The following is a 22,164-nucleotide window of genomic DNA, read 5'->3' as shown; positions in this document are numbered from 1 at the left end:
AATGCCGGAACCGGGAGAGCTCCCGGAGCTGACACAAACTATTACCGCATCGGAGACTAGGCTTTTCTTATAACAACTCGCATGAGTCAACAGGTCTGTCATGCAATAGTCCATTCGGACCATACGCGTGCAGACCCCTCATGTGAGGGAAATAATGCCTTGCTGAATGGCCGTGGTCGCAGCTTCGGTGCGGTCCTGCACCTCCAGCTTCTCCAGGATGCTGTTGACGTGGTTGCGGACAGTGTTTTCGCTGATGAGCAAAGCACTGCCGATCTGTTTATTCGTGAGCCCCTTCACCATCATTTCGAGGATCTCAAGCTCCCGGGCGGTAAGCGACGAGCGGGACATGCGTTCGGCGAGCCGCTCTGCGATACGCGGAGGAATGTGCCGCCTTCCTTGATTTACGGCCTGTATGGCGGTGATCATCTCCTCCTGCGTGGTGCTCTTGAGCAGGTAGCCGTGCGCGCCGGCCTGCACGGCACGATAGATGTCTTCATCCATTTCAAAATTGGTGAGTACGATCACGCGCGTGGGGAGTTTCTGTTTCTTGAGCTCCTGCAATGTTTCGATGCCGTTCATGGCGGGCATGCGCAGGTCTAGCAACATTAAATCCGGCTTGTGTCGCGCAGCGATCTCCAGCGCCTCGACGCCGGTAGATGCGGAGCCGATCACTTCAAGACCGGGCTGGGTGTCGAGCATGCTGGTAAGTCCCGCGCGTACTACGGGATGGTCATCGACGATAAGAATACGGATCAATTTGTGACTCTCGCTTTCCGCCATCACGGCGATTTTTTGCGAACCATGCTGCGGCAAACCAGGCCTGAAAAGGGCGCAAATGGGCCCTTACCTCGACGCGTGTGCCTGCGCCCGGCTCGCTGTGAATGTTCAATGTGGCGGAGACGGCAATGGCACGTTTGTTCATCCCGCCTAGCCCGAATCCATGGTTCTCGCGTCCGGTGTCAAATCCTTTACCGTCGTCGAGAATGCACATGCTTAACTCATGCCGGCTGCAGTCGAGCTGAATCGATACCTTGCGCGGCGAACCATGCTGGATTGCGTTGGCAATGGCTTCCTGTCCGATGCGAAAGAAGGTTTCCTGCAGCCGCAGCGGCACTTTTGTGAGGTCTCCGCTGACCTGCATGGCGATGGTTGTCTGTCCGCCGTCTACCATGCGCCGCGCGCAGTCTTCGAGAGCTCCGTGGATGCCGCGCGCAGCAAGGAAGTCGCTGCGCAGTGTGGCGAGGCTTTGCCGCGCCTCTTCATGGCTGTGACGAACCAGCCGATGGGCAAGCTCAAGCTGCTTCACGACTGAACCCGCTTCGGAAGGTAGACGGTTGCGGATGGCCTGCAGCTGAAAACCGATGCCGGCGAAGCTCTGCGCCAGGGTGTCGTGCATCTCGTGGGCCAGCCGCTCCCGCTCTTCGCTGATGGCCTGCAGGCGCCAATGCCTGGCACGAAGGTAAATGAGATATCCGCAGAGAAAGAGCAACAGGGCAATCAGGCCGAAGATGCCAAGCTGACGCGCGCTCCACCAGGGAGGACCAGCCAGTACCTGCACATCTTCACGAGAAGGAATCAGGAGGACAAAGGGTGTTTGATTGGCCGTGAAAGCGGAATCGACGACACATATTCCGCGCAACCTCAGCAGGCTATGCAGGGCGAGGCTTTCGAAGAGCCTGCTCTCGCGGCCCGTGTGCATGATGGCGCGGAAGGATTGCGAGCCCCCGGCAAGCTCCAGGACGAGCCCGCCATCGGTTGCCGTGTGCTTGCTTTCGAGTCGCCCTTCGAGCTCGATGTAGGTTGCGTCGTATGCGCCGGTTGCTGCCTGGTCTGGTGTAACGGCCAATGCAGGCAAGGGGGCGCGGGGCCACAGTAGGCGGACGGTGGCGTTTTTCAGAACGGCGCTGAAGTTGTGCGGTTCGACGTCGCCGCTAGCTTCCACCTCATCGCCGACCTTGAGATCGGGAGTGTTTCTTGGCAGGACGGCGACTCCACCGGTGGTGTCCTGCACGAAGAGGCGCGGGGTTGTGAGCACGACAACGCCGCGGACGGTGGGCTGGGTGCGGCCGGTCTGCACCCAGGTACGCAACGAGCCGATGGGATGAGGCAGCGCAAGATCTTCAGGATTACGTCCTGATTCGGCGAGCTGCCCACGTTCGAATGCGATATTGCCGACTTCGGTCTGCGCGCCGTGAGGGACCATCGGCGTAGCTGCCATCGAAGGCATGGCTGCGCCCGGCGCGATGGCGGTGACACGCAGATTGCGCCAGATGCCTCCGGAGGAGTGAGAGCGCAGGCCAACACGGCCGGATTTGTAACAAGGACCGTCATGAATTGTCTGCGTCTCGGTCGCGCCGGTTGCCAGTTCGGTTGCCGTTGCCTGGATGCTGCAACCGATAGCGGCTACGCGCAGGTGATACCACGAGAAGGGATGCACGCCGCCGGGCATTGGCTTGCCAGGATACTCCACCCATCCGTGATCGGAACGGCCAACCACGAGGAGCCCGTCCAGGGTGCGCAGGCCCGCATAGTATCCGCGATAGGAATCTACGCCCTCTTCTTCATTCCGGGAGCGGACGATCAGCCCGGCGTCGCCTTCCTGACCAGGCAACTGGACGTCGCCTTCAAATACATAGTCAGTCCAGTCGTTCGAGCCGGTCATCAACTTGGCCCCGCGCTCGTTGGAGTCATTCTGCATGGCTCCATTCATCACTTCCCAGTTACCGCCGAAGGCCTGCCATTCTTCTGTGCTGTTTCGTGCGAAGGAATCCTGATAAAGGACGCCGTGATAAGCATGGCGATGCAAGCGTGGCAGCAGCAGGAAGGCTGCTGCTACAACTGCTACCAAGATAGCCGCGCTCAACACAAGCGTCCGTGATTTCATGGCCGAGGCTCCCAGTCCATGGTGAGCATCTGTCGTGCCTCGGGCGAGTCCATATTTTCCTTTGTGACCAGCAACGGTTTCAAATAGACCGGCTTGTCTGGTGAAGCTGCGCCGCCGGAGCGGTTTTGCGCAATCCATTCCACCGCCCGCTTGCCCATGTCGTAGGTATCCTCGGCAATCACAGAATCGATTTCACCGCTTCGAATGGGAGGAATCAGCTCCTGATCGCATCCGATGAGCTTCACCTTCCCGAGCAGGTTCAAGCCGCTGAGAACGAGGTAGGCCCCGCGAGTGGCTTCACCGTTCATCGCAATCAGGGCGTCAAGATGCGGATGGGCTTCGAGGATCTCTTCGGTGGCAAGCTGTGCCTGGGCAATGTTCAGCGAATCCATGCGCTTTTCCGCGAGCACAATCTCCGGATAGTCCTGATGCAGATGTGTCTCGAAAGAGCGCGTGCGCTGCATGATGCCCTCAATGTCGGGATCGATCCCAATCACGGCCAGCGTGCCTTTGCCATGAAGAACGGTCCCTGCACGCTGCGCGGCCAGCCTGCCGGTCTCCTCCTCGTCGCTAAGTATGTAGAGCAGGTTCTTTCGCGGACGGATTGGGAGTGGCGATCCGAGGATCACCGTGGGAATGCCCGCTGCCACAGCCCGGCGTACGGGGCTCATCAGCGCGAGTTCCTGGTCCGGCGCGATGATCAGGCCGTCTGTGTGGGCGTCGATCATACGATTGATGAGCGCGATCTGCCTGGCGGCATCGTCTTCGCGTGTCGGCGCGTTCCAGTAGATGCGGTATCCGGCCTTAAGTGCGGCGGCCTCCGTTCCCGCATGCTCCGACTCCCACAGCACGAAGGCGGTGGTGCGGGGAATGGCGGCGATCACGGGCGGCTCGCTTTGACGGCAACCTTGCAAAAATACAGCCAGGGGGAGCATCGCGGTGGCATAAAGACTCACACCACGATGACCATACTTCTTCTTCATGCCTGCTCTTCTGGTCCGTATGGACTACACCATTTTAAGCTCCATGGCCCATGCGTGTTCTGTTACAGCGATGTGAGACTTATTGGGGTATCGTGTGGGCACGCTTCCGCCGAGCACAAGCCACACCGAATCTGCTACCTGAAAGAACTCTGCGCATGATGCACTGGTTTAACCGAGGAATCAAAGCCCTGGCCGCAGGCGCTGTCCTGTCGTCTCTTCTTTTCACGAGTCCTGTCGCAGCACAGGACCCGCAGCCAGGCAAGCCAACCGATCGCGCGTTTGTAAATCCTTTGCTGCCGGGCGGACCCGACCCGTGGATCACTTCTCGCAATGGCTTTTACTACTACATGGCCACCACAGGCAGGAATCTACAGATATGGAAGACACGCAGTATTGCGGATCTTGCGACCGCTGAACATGTGATTGTCTGGAGCCCGCCAGCCACGGGGCCGTATTCGCGCGACATTTGGGCGCCCGAGCTGCATTTTCTGCGTGGACACTGGTACATCTACTTCGCGGCCGACGGCGGAGATAATGTCACGCATAGGCTTTGGGTGCTGGAGAACGAATCTGCAGATCCAACCAAGGGACAGTGGAAGTTCAAGGGACAGATCACCGACAGCACGAACAGGTGGGCCATCGATGCAACTGTTTTCGAGAACAAAGGGCACATTTACATGCTCTGGTCTGGATGGGAAGGCGATAAGAACGGCCAGCAGAACATTTACATTGCCGAGTTGAGTAATCCATGGACAGTGGGCAGCGAGCGAGTGCGCATCTCGTCGCCGGAGTTCCCATGGGAGCAGGTTGGCGATCTTGCCAAACCCGGTGAGGTGCTCGCTGTTCCGCACGTTAATGTCAACGAAGGTCCCGAAGTGCTGCAGCATGGCGACTCTGTCTTCGTGACCTATTCGGGCAGCGCGTGCTGGACGGACTCCTACGCACTGGGCATGCTGCGGGCTTCGGCAGAGAGTAACCTGCTGGATGCGGCATCGTGGCATAAGTCGGATCGTCCTGTATTCTGGCAATCACCGGAAGCGCATGTCTACGGCACCGGACACAACTCCTTCTTCAAATCCCCGGACGGAAAAGAAGACTGGATTTTGTATCATGCGAATGACGCTCCGGGCGAAGGCTGTGGCAATCGCCGGTCGCCGCGGGCGCAGCCTTTTACGTGGAATGAAGACGGCACGCCGAACTTTGGCCGTCCGCTTCCTGCAAATTCACCGATTAACCGTCCTTCGGGAGAAAGCCACTGAAGATGTTTGAATCTGCCCGTTCTACTCGCGCGATTGCGCCTGTTGCCACCGCACTGCTTGGGCTTGCAGCCTGGGCTACGCCGCTGCATGCGCAGGAGCCGATCACTGCCCGGACGCCTGCCACGCCGCTGGTTGCGCATGATCCTTATTTCAGCATCTGGTCTTTTGACGATGCATTGAACGCAAAGGCCACCACTCACTGGACTGGATCGGAACAGCAGTTGAACGGCTGGGTTCGCGTCGATGGCAAGAATCTGCGCTTCATGGGCGAGGGCAGAGGAGAGACGATTCAGCAGACCTCGCGAGCGATCTGGCCGACCCGCACCATCTACGATTTCGAAGGCTCTGGCATTCACCTTACCGCGACCTTCTTTACGCCAGCCTTGCCCCATGATCTTGACGTGCTCTCGCGCCCGCTGACTTATCTCAGCTGGACAGTGCGCTCGACCGATGGCCGCAGCCATGCCGTGCAGCTTTACTTTGACGCGAGCGCGCAGCTTGCTGTCGACAACGGACAGGAGTCCGTTGTGTGGGGCACGAGCCATGTTGGTGATATGAGGGTGCTACGCATCGGCACAAATGCGCAGCCGATGCTGCAGAAGTCAGGAGACAACCTGCGCATTGACTGGGGCTGGGCCGATCTGGCGGTTCCTCCTCAACCGGGCGCTTCAGCGGCAACCGTCGGTGAGCATGCACGCGACGAATACCTTAAGGATGGCAGCTTTGCTACGAGCGACGATCTCGCGATGCCGCGCGCCGCGCACATGGACCGTCCGCTGCTTGCGGTCCGATTCGACCTCGGCAATGTGGGCGACTCGCCTGTAACCCGCCGCGCCATGCTGGCCTACGACGACATCGAGTCGATCGAATACCTCAAGCGCCAACTGCCCGCTTACTGGCGCCGCAACGGCATGACCATGGCGGAGATGCTGCAGAAAGCGGAGAGTGAAGAATCCTCGCTGCGCCAGCGCGGTGAAGCTTTCGACAAAGAATTGACGAAGGATCTGGAGGCGGTGGGCGGGCGCCACTATGCCGAGCTGGCGGTTCTTGCGTACCGGCAGACGCTGGCTGCGCACAAGATCGTCGCCGATGTCGATGGCCGCCCCATGATGTTCTCGAAGGAGAACTTCAGCAATGGCTGTATTGATACCGTCGACATTACATATCCCACCTCGCCGTTCTTCCTGCTTTTCAATCCGCAAATGCTTGAAGCCCAGCTGCGTCCGATGATGGAGTATGCGGCTCTGCCGCGCTGGCGCTGGCCCTTCGCTCCGCATGATCTAGGAACCTATCCGCTGGCCAATGGACAGGTCTACGGTGGCGGCGAACGCACGGAAGAGGACCAGATGCCGGTTGAAGAGAGCGGCAACATGATCCTGATGATTAATGCGCTCGCAAAGGTCGAGGGGAATGCTGACTTCGCTAAGCAGTACTGGCCACAGCTTGAGCGCTGGGCTGCGTATCTGAAAGACAAGGGGCTCGATCCGGAGAACCAGCTCAGCACCGACGACTTTGCCGGGCACCTGGCGCACAACGCCAATCTTTCTATCAAGGCGATTCTCGCGCTTGACAGCTACGCGGAACTGGCAAAGCAGCTAGGTAAGAAGGAAGAGGCTGCAAGCTATCATGAAGCAGCACAGCAGATGGCAAAGAAGTGGCTGACCATGGCACAGGACGGCGACCATACCAAGCTCGCCTTCGACCGTTCGGGCACATGGAGCCAGAAGTACAACCTTGTATGGGACAAGATCCTCGGGCTGGATCTCTTCCCGGCATCGCTGCCCCAGCAGGAAATACGCTTCTACCTGCAAAAGCAGGGTGAATTTGGACTGCCGCTCGACAGCCGCAAGACTTACACCAAGCTCGACTGGATTACCTGGACAGCTACGCTCTCCAGTAATCGGAAGGACTTTGAAGCACTCGTCGATCCGCTCTACAAATACATGACCGAGTCGCCGACGCGTGTTCCGCTCAGCGACTGGTTTGAGACGACGAATGGAGCCCAGGTAGGCTTCCAGGCTCGCGCGGTGGTTGGCGGCGTCTACATTAAGATGCTAGCTTCGCCGGAGATGTGGAAGAAGTGGTCGAACCAGTCCGGTGAGATCGGTAAGTAATCTCGACTGTTACAAAAAGAGGGACGCGCGATGATTGCGCGTCCCTCTTTTTTAGTCCCAGCTGAGCGATCCGCCGTTCTGATATTCGATCACGCGCGTCTCGAAGAAGTTTTTCTCCTTCTTAAGATCCATCGCCTCGGACATCCACGGAAATGGGTTTTCCGTCGATGGAAAGACAGGCTCCAGGCCGACCTGTGCGCATCTGCGGTTAGCGATGAAGTGCATGTACTGCTCGCAGAGGACTGAGCTCAGCCCGAGGAAACCATTCGGCATGGTGTCGCGTCCGTAAGCGGCTTCTAGTTCCGCCGCTGTCCGCAGCATCTGTCTCACCTCTTGTTGAAAGCTATCGTTCCAAAGGTGAGGATTCTCGATCTTGATCTGGTTGATCACGTCGATGCCGAAGTTCAGATGGATCGACTCGTCGCGCAGGATGTACTGGTACTGCTCGGCAATGCCGACCATCTTGTTGCGGCGTCCCAGCGAAAGAATCTGCGCGAAGCCGGTATAAAACCACATGCCTTCAAACACAACGTAGAACGCAATGAGGTCGCGGAGGAAAGCGCGGTCCGCGGCCACAGAACCCGTCGCGAAGGCAGGGTCGCTGAGGTTCTGCGTGTACTGGATTGCCCAGGAAGCCTTTTCGGTGATCGATGGAACCTCGCGGTACATATTGAACAGCTCGCCTTCATCAAGGCCGAGGCTTTCAACGATGTACTGAAAGGTATGCGTGTGCACGGCCTCCTCAAATGCCTGGCGCAGCAGGTATTGCCTGCACTCCGGGTTGGTGAGGTGGCGATAGATCGCGAGTACGATGTTGTTGGCGACGAGCGACTCCGATGCTGCGAAAAAGCCGAGGTTGCGCTTGATGGCGCGACGTTCGTCTAAGGTAAGCCCGTCGGGGCTCTTCCAGAGCGCGATGTCCGCCTGCATGGAGATCTCTGTCGGCATCCAATGGTTGTTACAGCCGGAGAGATATTTTTCCCATGCCCAGCGGTACTTGAGCGGCAGCAGCTGGTTCACGTCGGCACGGCAGTTGATCATGGCCTTGTCATCGACGCGAACGCGGGCCGCACCGCGCGTGATTTCACCGAGGCCGGTGCTGTCCGCCTCCTCCCTTATCGGAGGAGGCGTGAGGACGAGTTCCGTTGGCATATCTAAAGTTGTTTCTGTCCAGTCAAGCATTTGGTTTCCTTATCGCCGGCTGCTACTGGCAGGCTTCGCAGGTTGGGTCGTCGATAGAGCAGGCCTTGCCGATGGACGCCTGCAGCGACACCGCGTTCAGCTTGCCGTCTGTGCGGGTCAATGTCGATTTCTCTACGTGTGTCGCGCTCCGCGAGCGGAGGTAGTATGTCGTCTTCAATCCTGCGTGCCACGCATCGCGGTAGAGCGTGTCAAGCTTCTTGCCGCTCGGTTGCGCGATGTACAGGTTGAGCGACTGCGCCTGGTCGATCCATTTCTGACGACGAGCCGCTGACTGAATCAGCCACTTCGGATCGATTTCGAAGGATGTGGCATAGAGTTGCTTCAGGTCTTCGGGCACTCGATCGATTGCGCCCAACGAGCCGTCGAAATATTTGAGGTCGCTGACCATCACGTCGTCCCATAGGTTTCTCTTTTTGAGATCATGCACCAGGGCTGCATTCGCGACCGTGAAGTCGCCCGACATATTCGATTTCACGAACAGGTTTTGATAGGTCGGTTCAATCGATTGCGTGACGCCACAGATATTTGAAATGGTCGCGGTGGGCGCAATCGCCATGGTGTTCGAGTTGCGCATGCCAACAGTCTTCACGCGCTCGCGTAGCTGTGACCAATCGAGCTTCGATGCAGTGTCGAGCTCCAGTGCCTGCTTGCGATTCTCCTGTAACAGTGCAATGGAATCGATCGGCAGGATACCCCGGCTCCAGAGCGAACCTTCGAAGGTTGCGTAGCGCCCGCGCTCAGCCGCGAGGTCCACTGATGCCGAGATGGTGTGATAGCTGATGATCTCCATGCTCTCGTCGGCAAAGCGTGCTGCCTCTTCCGATGCGTAGGGAATGCGCAGCGCATAGAGCGCGTCCTGGTAGCCCATGATGCCGAGACCCACGGGCCGATGGCGCAGGTTGGAGTAGCGTGCCTCTGGCACGGTGTAGAAGTTGATGTCGATTACATTGTCGAGCATGCGCATGGCAGTGTCGATCGTGCGCTTTAGGCGCGTTTCATCGATGCCGCTTGCGAAGACATGATTCGCAAGGTTAATCGATCCGAGGTTGCAGACGGCGATCTCACGCTGGTTGGTGTTGAGTGTGATTTCCGTGCAGAGGTTCGATGAATGCACCACGCCTGCGTGCTGTTGAGGTGAACGCAGATTGCAGGGATCCTTGAAGGTGATCCATGGGTGGCCGGTCTCGAAGAGCATGGTCAGCATCCTGCGCCAGAGATCGACCGCGCGCAGGCTACGCGACACGCTCATTTCGCCGCGCCGCGCTTTTGCTTCGTAATGCGTGTAGCGCTCTGCGAAGGCCTTTCCATACAAATCGTGGAGGTCAGGCGTTTCATCGGGAGAGAACAGTGTCCAGGCGCCGTCTTCTTCCACTCGTTCGAGGAAGAGGTCGGGAACCCAGTTCGCCGTGTTCATGTCGTGGGTGCGGCGGCGATCGTCACCGGTGTTCTTTCTCAGGTCGAGAAACTCTTCGATGTCTATGTGCCAGGTTTCGAGATAACCACAGACCGCTCCCTTACGCTTGCCTCCCTGGTTGACCGCGATCGCCGTGTCGTTGGCAACTTTTAGGAAGGGAACGACACCCTGCGATTGGCCGTTCGTGCCGCGAATATGCGCACCGAGGCCGCGTACGGGGCTCCAGTCGTTGCCGAGGCCGCCAGCGTACTTCGAAAGCAGCGCGTTGTCTTTGATCGCCTTGAAGATGCCATCGAGATCATCGCCGATAGTTGTCAGAAAACAGGAAGACAGCTGGGGACGCAACGTGCCGGAGTTGAATAGCGTCGGCGTCGAGCACATGAAGTCGAAGGATGAAAGCAACTCGTAGAATTCGATGGCGCGCGCATCACGGTCGATTTCACGCACTGCCAGTCCCATGGCAACGCGCATGAAGAAGGCCTGGGGTAGTTCGAACCGCGTCCCCTCGCTATGCAGGAAGTATCGATCGTAGAGCGTCTGCAGGCCCAGGAACTGGAAGTTGAGATCGCGCTCGGGTTTGAGCGCTGCAGCCAGACGTAACACGTCGAAGTTGCCGAGCTCGCGGTCGAGCATCTGCAGCTCGATGCCTCGACGCACAAAGGCGGGGAAGTATTCCGCATACTGTAATTCGCTGTGTCCCTGCGTGCCGGAAGCGGCCTCGGGCAGTACGAAAGCAAGTGCTTCCTCACGCAGAATGTTGAGCAGCAGCCGCGCACTTACATAAGCGTAGTTCGGTTCCTGCTCGACAAGTGCACGTGCGGCCATGGTCTGGGCAAGACCGAGTTCGTGCAGCAAAATGCCGTCGTACAGGTTGCGATGGACCTGGGCCATGACGGCATCGGTGCTCACGCCATCGAGTCCCGCACAGGCGGAGGCAACATCCTGGAGCAGACGAGCTTCATCAAGCGGCTCGGTCTCGCCATTCTTTAGGCGAACCTTCAGGGCAGGCTTTGACGGGCTCGCGATCTGTTCTTCGCGCTTACGGCGTTCCTGGGTGCGTTCTTCACGGTAGAGGACATATGCGCGGGCGATCTTGTGCTCGCCATTCCGCATCAGGGCGAGTTCGACCTGGTCCTGGATATCTTCGATATGGATCGGACGCCCCGGGGCACTGCGTCGTCCCAGCGTCTCGACAATCTGGCGGGTCAGGGAATCGACCGCTTCGCGAATCCGTTGCGATGCAACTGCCTCTGTGCCTTCCACGGCGACGAATGCTTTTGTAATCGCCACGGATATCTTTTTGGAGTCGAAGGGGGAGAAGGATCCGTTCCTGCGAATCACCTGCAGTCCAACGGATTGCTTCTGCTGGGAGGTTTCGTTTGCAAAGCCTCCGGTTGTGGGAGCAACCGGCGTAACGGTGTTAAAGTTCTGGGTCTGTGTGGCCATCAGAAGAATCTCCTTTGGCCTCAGAAAGCGATGCGGGGAAACAGATGCGTGCCTGACGACGACAAGCCCCTGCCACCTCGCCTCCCCTCGGAGGCGTCAGCGAATGTTTCCATGGCAGGTCTTCGGACTTACAGGTTCAAATCTACTTGCCGGACTTCCCAGGCTGTGCCCAGTGTCGATTGGCGTTCGTCCCTGTTTACCGCTGCGGGGCAGTTCCGGATTCTCACCGGATTCCCTTTTCATCCTCCCGTGAGAGAAGAACCATAGGAATAAAGTGACTATATCTTGAGGTAGGGAAGTTCGCAACGTCTAGAGATTGTGGATATCTTGCGGACGCAAATGCTTCGGTGACTATCGCGACTTCTTGCCGTGCCTGCCTGGTTGTCTGTCTTCTATCTCTGGTCGCGTGATCGTTACAGTGATCAAGGCTACGCAAGCTGACGCCATTGAGAAGAACATTCGTCCTTCGACACTGGATGGAAATCGCGTGTTCGGCTTTCCAATCTCAGATGATGAGATTCCCGCCGTGATCGTGCTCGGCGACAGCATTGTTGCTCCAGCAGAGCGGTGAGGGCCATGGCTACCAAGGTCACCGCATAGGTATAATCGGTCACTCGTAAACATATGCAAGTTTGAGACGACATGAAACTCCTCATTGCGCTCTCTGCTTCACCGTATTTGCTGAAGGACTCGACTACGAACCTGGCGTTTAACGGTTCACGCGGTTGTCGCTGCGAACAGGGAGGCTATGGCAATTCGATTTGATGGAAAGACTGCAGTCGTAACAGGCGGAGCGATGGGGATAGGAGCGGCCACTGCGCGCAAATTGTGCGAACTGGGAGCATCCGTTGCGATCCTCGACCGTAATGGCGACGCGTTGAAGGCCTTTGTAGCAGAGCTTGATGCCGAGGGATACAAAGCATGCGCTATCGTCTGCGATATCGCAAATGAAGACAGCGTACGAGAGGCAATCGACAGAACCATAGAAAAGTTTGGATCGTTGCATGTAATCGTCAGCAACGCGGGCATCCAGCGCTATGGCGATATCTCCCACACAAGTTCTCAGATCTGGGACGAGATATTTGGCGTGCATGTAAAGGGCTGCTTCCATGTCACCCGTTTCGGTATCCCCGCGATGCTTGCATCAGGCGGTGGTTCGATTGTGATCGTGGGATCGGTGCAGAGCATGAGCGCCGTGGTGAAGTCCGCGGCATATGTCGCCGCGAAACATGCCCTGCTCGGCATCACGCGATCGATAGCACTCGACTATGCGCTGCAGAATGTACGCGCAAACTGCGTATGCCCGGGAACGATCGACACACCGATGATGCGCTGGTCTGCTGAGCAATCCGGCGCTGCGGAGGCACTCTTCGACACCTGTCGCCGGATGCATCCGCTTGGCAGAATCGGCACGCCGGAAGAAGTTGCCAACGCGATTGTTTTCCTGGCGAGCGACTGGGCTTCGTTTATCACTGGAACGACCTTACTCGTTGACGGAGGTCTCTCAACTCCGGCCGGAGGCATGGGGCTTCAAGGCTCAGGACTGGGTACAACAGAAGAAGATCGATAGCGCCATCGTCAGCGTTGTTCCACTTGGCCGGGAACACGGAGACGACAAGTAACGATCTGGAGTGAAACGTGAAGATTGGTCTCGGCCTCTATCGGCACATGCTGTCTCGCGAAAACTATGACTTTGCGAGGCAGGCGGGTTGCACCCATGTAGTGATTCACCTGGTCGACTACTTTCGTGGCGGGAATGCAAACCCCAACAACAACCAGCCGACAGGTGGCAAATACGGATACTGGGGTGTAGCGGGCGACCCCGATGATGCCATATGGAGTGCTCGCGAGCTGAAGAGGATTCGCAGTGAGATCGAAGATGCCGGCCTCATTCTCGAAGCGATTGAAAATCTCGATCCGGCCACCTGGTATGACGTTATCCTGGGTGGTCCTCGCCGCGATGAGCAGATCGAACGCATAGCGGCAATCGTTCGCAACATGGGAGAAGCAGGCATTCCTACCCTCGGCTATAACTTCAGCATCGCGGGAGTATGCGGACGCGTCTCCGGCCCATGGGGGCGTGGAGGTGCTGTTACCGTGGGCAGCGATGGTCCCCTCGATGAGCCTCTAGCAAATGGCACTGTCTGGAACATGATCTACGATCCGCATGCCACGGGACAGACACCGAGCGCCTCGTATGACGAATTGTGGAAGCGGCTCGAGTTTTTTCTCCAGCGGATCATACCGGTGGCAGAGCAGGCCGGCGTCCGTCTGGCTGCGCATCCCGACGACCCTCCCATGCCGTCCATGCGCCGGCAGCCTCGGCTCGTGTATCAGCCAGACATGTATCAAAGGCTTATCGATGTCGTACCCAGCACCAGCAACGCTCTTGAATTCTGCGTTGGAACGATCTCGGAGATGCGTGAAGGAAGTGTTTACGATGCCGTGGACCGTTACAGCAGACAGGGAAAGATTGCCTACGTACATCTCCGGAATATTACGGGTAAAGTACCTGAATATCGCGAAACCTTCATCGACGAAGGAGATGTCGATATGGTGAGGGTTCTCGGTCTTCTACACGCAAACAGCTTTGAAGGGGTCGTCATTCCCGATCACACGCCGCAGATGACCTGTGCTGCACCATGGCATTCCGGCATGGCGCACACGATTGGATTTATCCAGGGAGTGCTGGCAACGCTCCCCAAAAGGCCGAAGCAGGGGACGAAGCAAGTATGAAGAGTTCATCGGACGACGAGTTGTTTGCCGCCTCATATGTTTCACCGGCGATGTGATGGAGAAGATGAAGCTCACCCATCGATACCTGCCGCGGCAGATTCGTTTTGTAACGGTAATTGATCAAAGTTAACAGGGTATATGCGCCCATTAGAGGTGGTCTGTTGAAGAGAAGAGATGTCCTTAAGGGACTGACGCTTGCTGCCGGTGGTGCATTCCGCCCAACTGCATCGTGGGGTGCGGCGGAAGCTGAAACAGAGGACAAGCCAAAAAGCACTCTGGCCGTTCCCATACGCGCCCTGGCCAGGAAGAACGGCAAATTGGTGCAGCCGATTCAGATCAATCTTCAAACAAAGAGCCCAAACGGCAGCGTCATTACCCGGATGAACGGGGAAGAAATCGACCGTCGCCCGGTACCCTCGGCTGCGAGTAGTTTTGAGGTTTACATCGATCCTGTGCAGAGCACCCAGACGGCTGCGATATCTGTTGAGGTTAACGGATCGACGCAATCGGAGAATGTGGAGCTTCGACAGGTGCTGCAGATGTTGATCTACGTCCTGCCGCACTCTCACCATGACCTCGGGTATACCGACCTGCAGGCCGACGTGGAAGAGAAGCAGATGCAGAACATCACCCGCGGCATCGAGCTTGCACGCAAAACTGCAGACTATCCCGAGGGCTCGCGGTTCGTATGGAACCTCGAAGTACTGTGGGGTGCTGATCTGTTTATGCAGCGCCGGCCGCAGAGCGAAAAGGCTGCATTCCTCGAAGCTGTACGCAACGGCTGGATCGGCCTGAACGGATCCTACGCGAATGAACTGACCGGCCTGTGCAGGCCTGAAGAACTATTGCAGCTCTTTCGCTATGGCACCAGGCTTGGGAAGCAATGCGGGGTCAAGATCGATTCGGCCATGATGAGCGATGTGCCAGGTTTTTCATGGGGTACGGTGCCGGCTATGTCGCAGGCCGGTATCCGCTACTTCTCCGCGGCGCCAAATTACTTCGATCGGATCGGCACCTTCATGGTGGCCTGGCAGGACAAGCCGTTCTATTGGGTGGGACCATCCGGAAAGGACAAGATACTTTTCTGGGTTCCCTGGACCGGCTATGCCATGTCGCACGTGATGAAGCTGGGAGCGGACTTTGTTTCGAAATACCAGGATCGCATGGATGAAGTGCATTACCCGTACGACATCTCGTACATCCGCTGGTCAGGACACGGTGACAATGCGGAGCCCGATCCTGAGCTCAGCGAATTCCTCCGCTCATGGAACGAAAAATACGAATGGCCGCGCTTCCACATCGCATCAACATCAACAGCGTTCTCGGCATTCGAAGCGCGTTATGGCAACCAGTTGCCGCAATACCGGGGTGACCTCACCCCGTACTGGGAAGATGGCGCAGGTTCGTCGGCGCTTGAAACCAGAATGAACCGCAATGCCGCCGACCGGCTGAGCGAAGCGGCAGCGTTGACGGCGATGCGATCAGCAGGCACATATGCGCCTGCTTCTTACGATGCGGCATGGCGAGATGTACTGCTCTACTCGGAACATACCTGGGGAGCATGGTGCAGTGTCTCCGATTCGGAGAATCCCTTCACAAAGAAGCAATGGGAAGTGAAGCGGGCTTTTGCTGTCGACGCGGATCACGCATCCGAAGAGCTCTTGCAATCGGCCCTGGGCGCTACCTCCCAGTCATCAGGACGGATCGAGATACATAACCCAACCTCGTGGGATCGAAGCGAAATCGTCTATCTATCGAAGCAGCTATCCTCAGCAGGCGATCACGTGACAGACAATGCGGGGAAACCTGTTCCATCGCAGCGACTCTCAACAGGAGAGTTAGCAGTTCGAGTTTCAAAGGTGCCCGCATTCGGTGTCGCGACTTATAACGTCTCTTCTCAGAAGGCGCATGACGAAGGATCGCCGGTTTCATTCAACGACGGCGTGTTGGGCAATGGGATCATTCAAGCGAAGATCGATCCTTCGACCGGGAATATTACCGCGCTGCATCGGCACGGTGATCCGCAGAACCTTGTCGATACCTCGCAAGGCGGCAGCGTGAATGAATATCTCTTTCTCGCCGGCAAGGATATCAACCATCTGCAACGTAGCGGTCCTGCGAAGATCACGGTAGAAGAACAAGGACCTCTGCTGATCACGGTAAAGATTAAATCTCCGGCGCCCGGTTGCAACAGCCTCATGAGGAGATTGCGGCTCGCGGCAGGTGCGGATTATCTGGAGCTGTCGAACCTCGTCGATAAGCAGCGTGCTCCCCTCAATCCTCACCCGGGCGTTGGTGGACCTGGCGATGATTTCGCGCAACGCGGTTCAAAGGAGAGCGTGCAGTTCGCGTTTCCGTTCGCGATTCCCAATGGCAGGATGTCTATGGACATCGCGCTCGGCAACATGGAGCCGGAGATCGATCAACTCCCCGGCTCCTGCAAGAACTGGATTCCGGTAGGGCGGTGGATCGACATCTCGAACGATAACACCGGACTGACCTGGGCTACGCTCGATGCGCCGCTCGTGGAAGTGGGTTACATCAGCGCGACCATGCTGGGCTCGCAGAAGACTCCAGACGTATGGCGGAAGCACATCGAAAAAACGCAAACCTTTTATTCGTGGGTCATGAATAACCACTGGGGAACGAACTACCTTGCGTACCAGGAGGGTCCGGTTGAATTTCGATATGCGTTGCGCCCGCATGGGCCGGTAGACGCTGCAGCGGCCAGCCGGTTCGCGGTCGGATTATCTGAACCCTTGGAGATTACAGATGCGTCACACGAGAAAGCTCTTTCGCATTCGCTGCTTCGCGTCGAGCCCGAGGATGTTCTGGCCTTCACGCTGAAGCCCAGCGACGATGGCAAGGCGTGGATCGTTCGACTCTTCGGAGCGTCCGGCAAATCACGCGAGGCGCATCTGAACTGGGCCCCTAGAATGGCCGGCAAAGCCTGGTACAGCAATCTCGCTGAAGAACAGCTTGAGCCAGCACCCGCAAACATACCTGTCGCAGGGTGGGAGCTGATCACGCTTCGTGTAGATCGGGTTTGAACACATGGCATGCAGCAATCAAGGTTCCGGATGCTGTTTTGAAATTGCATGGTGCGCCTGCTGACCAAGGTGCAGGATCGCGCCATGTTGACGCAGTACTGCCTGCAGGCGCTCTACAGAGATATCCTGCACCGGTGTGTTGCCGCGAATCGCCACGCTCGCCGCGATGCCTGCAGCCTCCCCAATCATCATGTATTGCGGTTCCATTCTTACAGACGAGTAGGCGACGTGTGAGGCCGACAAGCAAACCGGCACCAGCAGGTTTGTCGTCTGTTCGGGCCTGGGCAGGATCGCGCGAAAGCTGATCTCATAAGGCTGTACCGGAACCTGCACATCTCCTTCGTTACGCACCGATCCATCGGGCATGGCTACACGTTGCACATTGTGCGAGTCGCTGTTATATGAACCCATTGCGATCGAGTCCGGCTTGGTGCGGTCTGTTTGCAGGTCAGCCTGCTTCATGATGTACATACCGGTCATGCGGCGCCCCTCGCGAATGTAGAGCTGCCGTGGCCAGCCATCGGTGTCTGCAAACTCGTCTTTCGCACGGCCCCAACGATTGGTGTCGTCGCGCAACGATTGTGGGACCGTGGGATCTGTCGCCAGGAAATAGAAGAAAGCCTCGGTGTAAAGCAGATGATCGGCCCAGATGCTTCTGCGTTCGGCATAGCTTGCATCGGGATACTTCCAGCTCCGGCCAATGTAATCCGTCGAGAAGGCGCCGTTGTTATTGAAGTCACACTTGTGATGCGCAAAGCAGACAGGGTTTGTGACCGATTTCAGCGTTGGATCCTTGCCTGTCTTAGCCTTGTATTCCTTGAGGTACCTTGCAAGCAGGGCAAACTGAGAGGCATCGTAGCCTACGGGTTTTGTCCAAGGCATCTTGTTTGCCGGATCGTCGGTAAGAATCAGCCTGAAGTTATAAGCCTGCACCTTACTATCTCCGCTGCCGGCAACACCTAGCGGCCCCGGATCAACTCCAGGGAATAGGTTGTGATCATCATCGTAAGCGCTGGTCTCGTAGAGAAACTGGTGCTTGGGAGTGTTCGGCCACACGCCAGCAAGATCTTCTCCATAAGTACTCGCGCTCTCGCGGCCAACTACATAACCCACGTGCGCCTGAGCCATGACATCACCTTCATAGCTGCAATCGGCAAAGACCTTGCCTTTCCAGCGCTGTCCATCCTCGGTGACAAGCGCGATCAGGGTTGTGCCGTGCATCTCAACGCCGCGACGCTCCCTCAAGCGCTCACCGAACTTTACCTTTACGCCTGCGTCGTGTAGCCAGCGATTGAAGATGGCTTCGCCGACCTTCGGTTCGCTCAACCAGTCCGATGGATGGTCGAGATCATGGACGCCATAAGTTGCCGCAGCCTGTCGATAGAACTCGCGAGTATAGCCGCCAATGATAGGGAAGTAGGCGGTATCGGTAGCGGAGAGACCACCTGTGACCATGCCGCCAAGGTGCCGCGTGGGCTCCAGCAGAATTACGCGCAAGCCTTGCTTCGCGGCCGAGTAAGCGGTCATCACGCCTGAGGCTGTGCCGCCATACACGACCAGATCAGCCTCCGCGGCCGCTGCACTGGCAGTAGCTGTAAAGGCGAAAAACAGGAACAGCAAAAAAGGAGCAAGCAGGGGCAGACTTAAGCTCTGTACCCTGGCTGCTCCCCTGAGCATTGATGAGGTTTTTATAGCGGCAACGGCCATGCGCGAGATTGTAACCAAGCGGAAGACAGGCTACAAACCGCGCATGGGTAATTTATCTGTCATCCTTCGTGGCGTCGTTAAGTGATACCTCGAAGTCATAGCTTCCAGGAGCAAGCGTGTAGAAGCAGGAATCGGAGTCCGCGTCCTTTTCGCATGACGGCAACGAACCGCTGCGTAATTTGTATGTAGCACTGCCGGAAGGCGAAGCTTCAAGGTGCGCAGTGGTGTTCGGCGGAATCACCACTGACCATTGAACTCCGGTCGCTCCTTCAGTCCACTTCGATTGAATGGCACCGTAACGCGAGTCATACGTGAAGTCGAGGTTCTTCAGGCGCGCATCAAAGTGTGGATGCAGCACGATCGTATGGAAACCGGCATCGAGGCTGCTTGTATCGACACCTGCCGCGTAGCGATAGATCCATTCTGCAACCGCTCCATAAGCGTAGTGGTTGAATGAGTTCATGCCCGGATCGCCCAGCATCTTGTCGCCGTTCCAGCGCTCCCACATCGTCGTAGCGCCGTGATCTACCATGTAGCCCCATGAGGGGAACTCAGTGTTCAGCAACAGGTGATACGCGATATCGGAATGGCCGGTATCGCTAAGCACTTCGAGCAGGTAAGGCGTTCCAAGGAAGCCGGTCCCGATAAGGTAGTGATTGTTGACAATGCGATCGACCAGTCGTTGCGCGGCGGCCGCTCTCATCTCTTCAGGAAGAAGGCCCATGTGCAAAGCAAGCGAGTAGCCGGTCTGTGTCTCGACCATCTCGGAGCCCTTCAGCGCATTGTCAGAGTCGGGCGAGGACTTGTTCCAGCCGACGACGCCGTTCTTATGCACGTAGGCTTTACGGAAGGCATTCCGGATCTTTACGTAGAGCTCTGAGTATTTCTGCTCGTCCTCTGTGCGGCCGACAGCGTGAGCCATCTGGCTCATCAGCTTTGCATCATAGGCCCAATAAGCGGTGGCGATGAGGCCGTTTGAGGTCGGACCCTCCGGCGAAAGCCAATCCCCAAAGTTAATGCCTGTATTCTTCGTCCAGAGATAGTCGGGGTTCGACTCCATGATGGTCGATAGATACCGCTCCATACCTTCCCAGTTTTGCTTGATGATGGTTGGGTCGCCGCTCTGAATCCACGACGTCCACGGCACGACGACGCCAGCGTCACTCCAGCCGGGGCCGAAGCCATTGTTGACCTTCGCTGTTCCCGGAGCGTAGATGCCGAACATACCAACCTTGCCGAGTGTGCCGCGGAGATCGCCCGCATACTTGCGCGAGAAGGCTTCGAGGTCCATGTTGTACGAGGCGGTCCGCCAGAAGACCTGCGCATCGGCGCTCCATCCCAAGCGTTCATCGCGCTGCGGACAGTCAGTCGGAACACCGACGAAGTTCGAGCGCTGTCCCCACAGGATGTTGCTCCAAAGCTGATTGACCATCGGACTGCCCGTCGAGAGCTTTACGTTGAAGGGAGCGGCAGTATGCAAAACAACCGCTTCCACCGCATCGCGTCCGGGTGCGGTCGTCGTTCCTGTCACCTCCATGTAGCGGAAACCATGAAAGGTAAAGGTAGGTTCGTAGGTGACTGCTCCATCCTTTGCGAACGTATACAGATCGGTAGCCTTCGCGTTGCGCAGGTTGTCGATGTAGATGGTGCCATCGGGATTCACCAGCTCGGCAAAGCGCAGCCTTGCGGTTGCACCGGCGCGCCCGCTCATCGTGATGCGGGGAAGCCCCGCGAGATTCTGCCCGAAGTCATATACGGTGACTCCCGGCTTTGGATGTGTAACAGCGACGGGGTGAACTGCGCGTTCTTCGCGAATCGGTTCATACGATTGCCACTCGATCTCCGGCTCGTGTGGATGAATCACCTCGGCCTCGTGCCACTTCGAATCGGAGAAGCCGGGCGCATTCCATCCTGCCTGCTGCATGCGCGCGTCGTAAGTCTCGCCGTTATAGATTTCGGCCGAGACGATCGGAGAAACATCGGCTTTCCAGGTGCCGTCTGTCGACACCCATTGCGAGGTTCCGTCCTTGTAGACGATCTTCAACTGTGCACGCAAGGCGTCGGGGGTTTCTCCGTAATTATTCCCCTGGCCAACCCATTCCAATGGAGTGGAGTACCAGCCCGGCGCCAGCAACGCGGCAATGACGTTTTTCCCATTTGCAAGCATCGCGGTTACATCGTAGCTCTGGTACATGACGCGCTGGCGATAATCCGTCCATCCTGGGGAAAGCGTCTGGTCGCCAACCTTTTTGCCGTTCAAGCTGAATTGATATGCACCCATGGCGGTTGCATAAAGCCTGGCGGAAGCGATCGGCTTCGTCACGGCAAAGCCATGACGGAGAGCGGCCACGGTCGCGGTAGGAATGGGCAGGCCGAGCGAGTCTGCGCCGCCGAAGGCGTCATGTGCCTGCGGATACGGAACCGGGGTTTTCCATTTGCTGTCGTCGAAGCTCGCGCTCTGCCAGTCGCCCGTTGCCATAAAGCTTGACTTCCAGTCCGGCGTGCCAGTCTTGTAGATCTTCACCGTACCGTCGGCGTTTTCGGTGTACAGGATGGCGTTCATCGGAGTGATCGAACGGCCGCCGTCATAATGCGTGATCTCAATCGCAAGAACATTGGCGCCAGGGTGGATCTTGCCGGTGACATCCTCATGCCGATAATTGCGCCACGGTGGACGACCCCATGCAGGCTGCTTTTGCGCCTCTATTACTTCTTCACCGTTGATCCATGCGGCGGGCGTGTCTTCTCCGGTCACGTACAGCGTGGCCTTCTTTACCTCCGAATCGGGCGTAAAGCCAAGGCGCAGTTCGTTGCGTGTCTCGCCCTTTCGGTCGTAGCCCTTTACCTCGGGATTCGTCACCCATTCCGCCTGCGCGGCGCGAATCGCGCTCTGCTCGCGATCTTCGTAGCCAATCCATTGGCCTAGCCAGTGATCCTGGCCCATCAGGCCCGTCTCCCACCACGTCGTCTCGCTTGCGGGATAGGCCTTGCCATGCTGGTCCCATGCCTGAACGCGCCAGTAGTAGCGAGTCTCCGGCTTCAATTCAGGACCGGCATAGGCCACGTCGAGCGACTGGCCCGATGCGACGCGCCCACTGTCCCAGACATCCGGATGCTCACTCGCAGCCAGCGCCGCGCTGCTGGCAACGCTGACACGATAGGCTGTCTGTTTCGCTCCCGCCCGAGTGTCATCGAGCTTCCAGCTCAGCAGCGGATTCGTATTGTCATCGCCCAGCGGCGAATGAAGCGCGTCGGCCTGCAATGCGAACGGGCGATGGTTCTGCGCCGGGGTTGCGGAAGCATAGAAGGGAAGCGTGAGAGAAAGGGCGCAGGCAGCAGTTGCTACAGAAAGAAGTCGTTTCATCATC

13 protein-coding genes and 1 riboswitch are annotated in these 22,164 nt (G+C 57.5%); of the genes, 6 read left to right on the top strand and 7 right to left on the bottom strand.

All coding sequences use genetic code 11. The features are described 5' to 3' along the window. Nucleotides 1–138: 138 nt before the first annotated feature. The 3 genes from LJD29_RS19540 to LJD29_RS19530 are packed head-to-tail and all read right to left on the bottom strand — an operon-like array spanning nucleotide 139 to nucleotide 3,867. Nucleotides 139–756, bottom strand: a complete 618-nt coding sequence (locus LJD29_RS19540) for a response regulator (RefSeq protein ID WP_446743252.1) — start codon at nucleotides 754–756, stop codon at nucleotides 139–141. Beyond that, on the bottom strand, nucleotides 731–2,884 hold the full coding sequence (locus tag LJD29_RS19535) for a histidine kinase (RefSeq protein ID WP_446743251.1): 2,154 nt from the start codon (nucleotides 2,882–2,884) through the stop codon (nucleotides 731–733). Before LJD29_RS19535 ends, LJD29_RS19540 begins: the two co-directional genes overlap by 26 nt. Beyond that, nucleotides 2,881–3,867, bottom strand: a complete 987-nt coding sequence (locus LJD29_RS19530) for a substrate-binding domain-containing protein (RefSeq protein ID WP_446743250.1) — start codon at nucleotides 3,865–3,867, stop codon at nucleotides 2,881–2,883. Before LJD29_RS19530 ends, LJD29_RS19535 begins: the two co-directional genes overlap by 4 nt. A 155-nt stretch (nucleotides 3,868–4,022) precedes the next feature. Between LJD29_RS19530 and LJD29_RS19525 the strand changes: the two genes are divergently transcribed. Then, nucleotides 4,023–5,126 (top strand): glycoside hydrolase family 43 protein, encoded by a 1,104-nt coding sequence (locus tag LJD29_RS19525; protein WP_446743249.1) that lies wholly within the window; start codon nucleotides 4,023–4,025, stop codon nucleotides 5,124–5,126. A 2-nt stretch (nucleotides 5,127–5,128) separates the two neighbouring features. Continuing rightward, nucleotides 5,129–7,240 (top strand): glutaminase family protein, encoded by a 2,112-nt coding sequence (locus LJD29_RS19520; protein ID WP_446743248.1) that lies wholly within the window; start codon nucleotides 5,129–5,131, stop codon nucleotides 7,238–7,240. 51 nt (nucleotides 7,241–7,291) lie between these two features. Here the strand turns inward: LJD29_RS19520 and LJD29_RS19515 are convergent, their stop codons facing one another. Beyond that, complete coding sequence (locus LJD29_RS19515) at nucleotides 7,292–8,422, bottom strand: ribonucleotide-diphosphate reductase subunit beta (RefSeq protein ID WP_446743247.1); 1,131 nt, start codon at nucleotides 8,420–8,422, stop codon at nucleotides 7,292–7,294. 22 nt (nucleotides 8,423–8,444) lie between these two features. Continuing rightward, nucleotides 8,445–11,303 carry a ribonucleoside-diphosphate reductase subunit alpha gene (locus tag LJD29_RS19510; RefSeq protein WP_446743246.1) on the bottom strand — a complete coding sequence of 953 codons (2,859 nt, stop codon included), beginning with the start codon at nucleotides 11,301–11,303 and terminating at the stop codon, nucleotides 8,445–8,447. Between the two features lie 96 nt (nucleotides 11,304–11,399). Then, nucleotides 11,400–11,584: riboswitch (cobalamin riboswitch) on the bottom strand. A gap of 125 nt (nucleotides 11,585–11,709) precedes the next feature. Between LJD29_RS19510 and LJD29_RS19505 the strand changes: the two genes are divergently transcribed. The 4 genes from LJD29_RS19505 to LJD29_RS19490 all read left to right on the top strand — a co-directional run bounded on the left by LJD29_RS19505 (nucleotide 11,710) and on the right by LJD29_RS19490 (nucleotide 17,089). Further along, nucleotides 11,710–11,874, top strand: a complete 165-nt coding sequence (locus LJD29_RS19505; protein ID WP_446743245.1) for a hypothetical protein — start codon at nucleotides 11,710–11,712, stop codon at nucleotides 11,872–11,874. 177 nt (nucleotides 11,875–12,051) lie between these two features. Continuing rightward, nucleotides 12,052–12,873, top strand: a complete 822-nt coding sequence (locus LJD29_RS19500) for an SDR family NAD(P)-dependent oxidoreductase (protein WP_446743244.1) — start codon at nucleotides 12,052–12,054, stop codon at nucleotides 12,871–12,873. Nucleotides 12,874–12,941: 68 nt separating this feature from the next. Then, a complete protein-coding gene (locus tag LJD29_RS19495) occupies nucleotides 12,942–14,039 on the top strand; it encodes a mannonate dehydratase (protein ID WP_446743243.1) in 1,098 nt (365 codons plus the stop codon). A 161-nt stretch (nucleotides 14,040–14,200) separates the two neighbouring features. Continuing rightward, nucleotides 14,201–17,089 carry a glycoside hydrolase family 38 N-terminal domain-containing protein gene (locus tag LJD29_RS19490; RefSeq protein ID WP_446743242.1) on the top strand — a complete coding sequence of 963 codons (2,889 nt, stop codon included), beginning with the start codon at nucleotides 14,201–14,203 and terminating at the stop codon, nucleotides 17,087–17,089. 18 nt (nucleotides 17,090–17,107) lie between these two features. On the opposite strand, the gene LJD29_RS19485 is transcribed toward LJD29_RS19490, so the two are convergent. Together LJD29_RS19485 and LJD29_RS19480 are read right to left on the bottom strand one after the other, a co-directional pair. Continuing rightward, complete coding sequence (locus tag LJD29_RS19485) at nucleotides 17,108–18,766, bottom strand: FAD-dependent oxidoreductase (RefSeq protein WP_446743241.1); 1,659 nt, start codon at nucleotides 18,764–18,766, stop codon at nucleotides 17,108–17,110. 82 nt (nucleotides 18,767–18,848) lie between these two features. Continuing rightward, nucleotides 18,849–22,163 (bottom strand): family 78 glycoside hydrolase catalytic domain, encoded by a 3,315-nt coding sequence (locus tag LJD29_RS19480; protein WP_446743240.1) that lies wholly within the window; start codon nucleotides 22,161–22,163, stop codon nucleotides 18,849–18,851. Nucleotide 22,164 lies beyond the last annotated feature (1 nt).

The sequence above is a fragment of the Silvibacterium acidisoli genome, assembly GCA_022870745.1.
GTDB lineage: Bacteria > Acidobacteriota > Terriglobia > Terriglobales > Acidobacteriaceae > Silvibacterium.
Note: the sequence above shows the minus strand (reverse complement) of the source record. Positions and strands in the feature narration are given on the sequence as shown.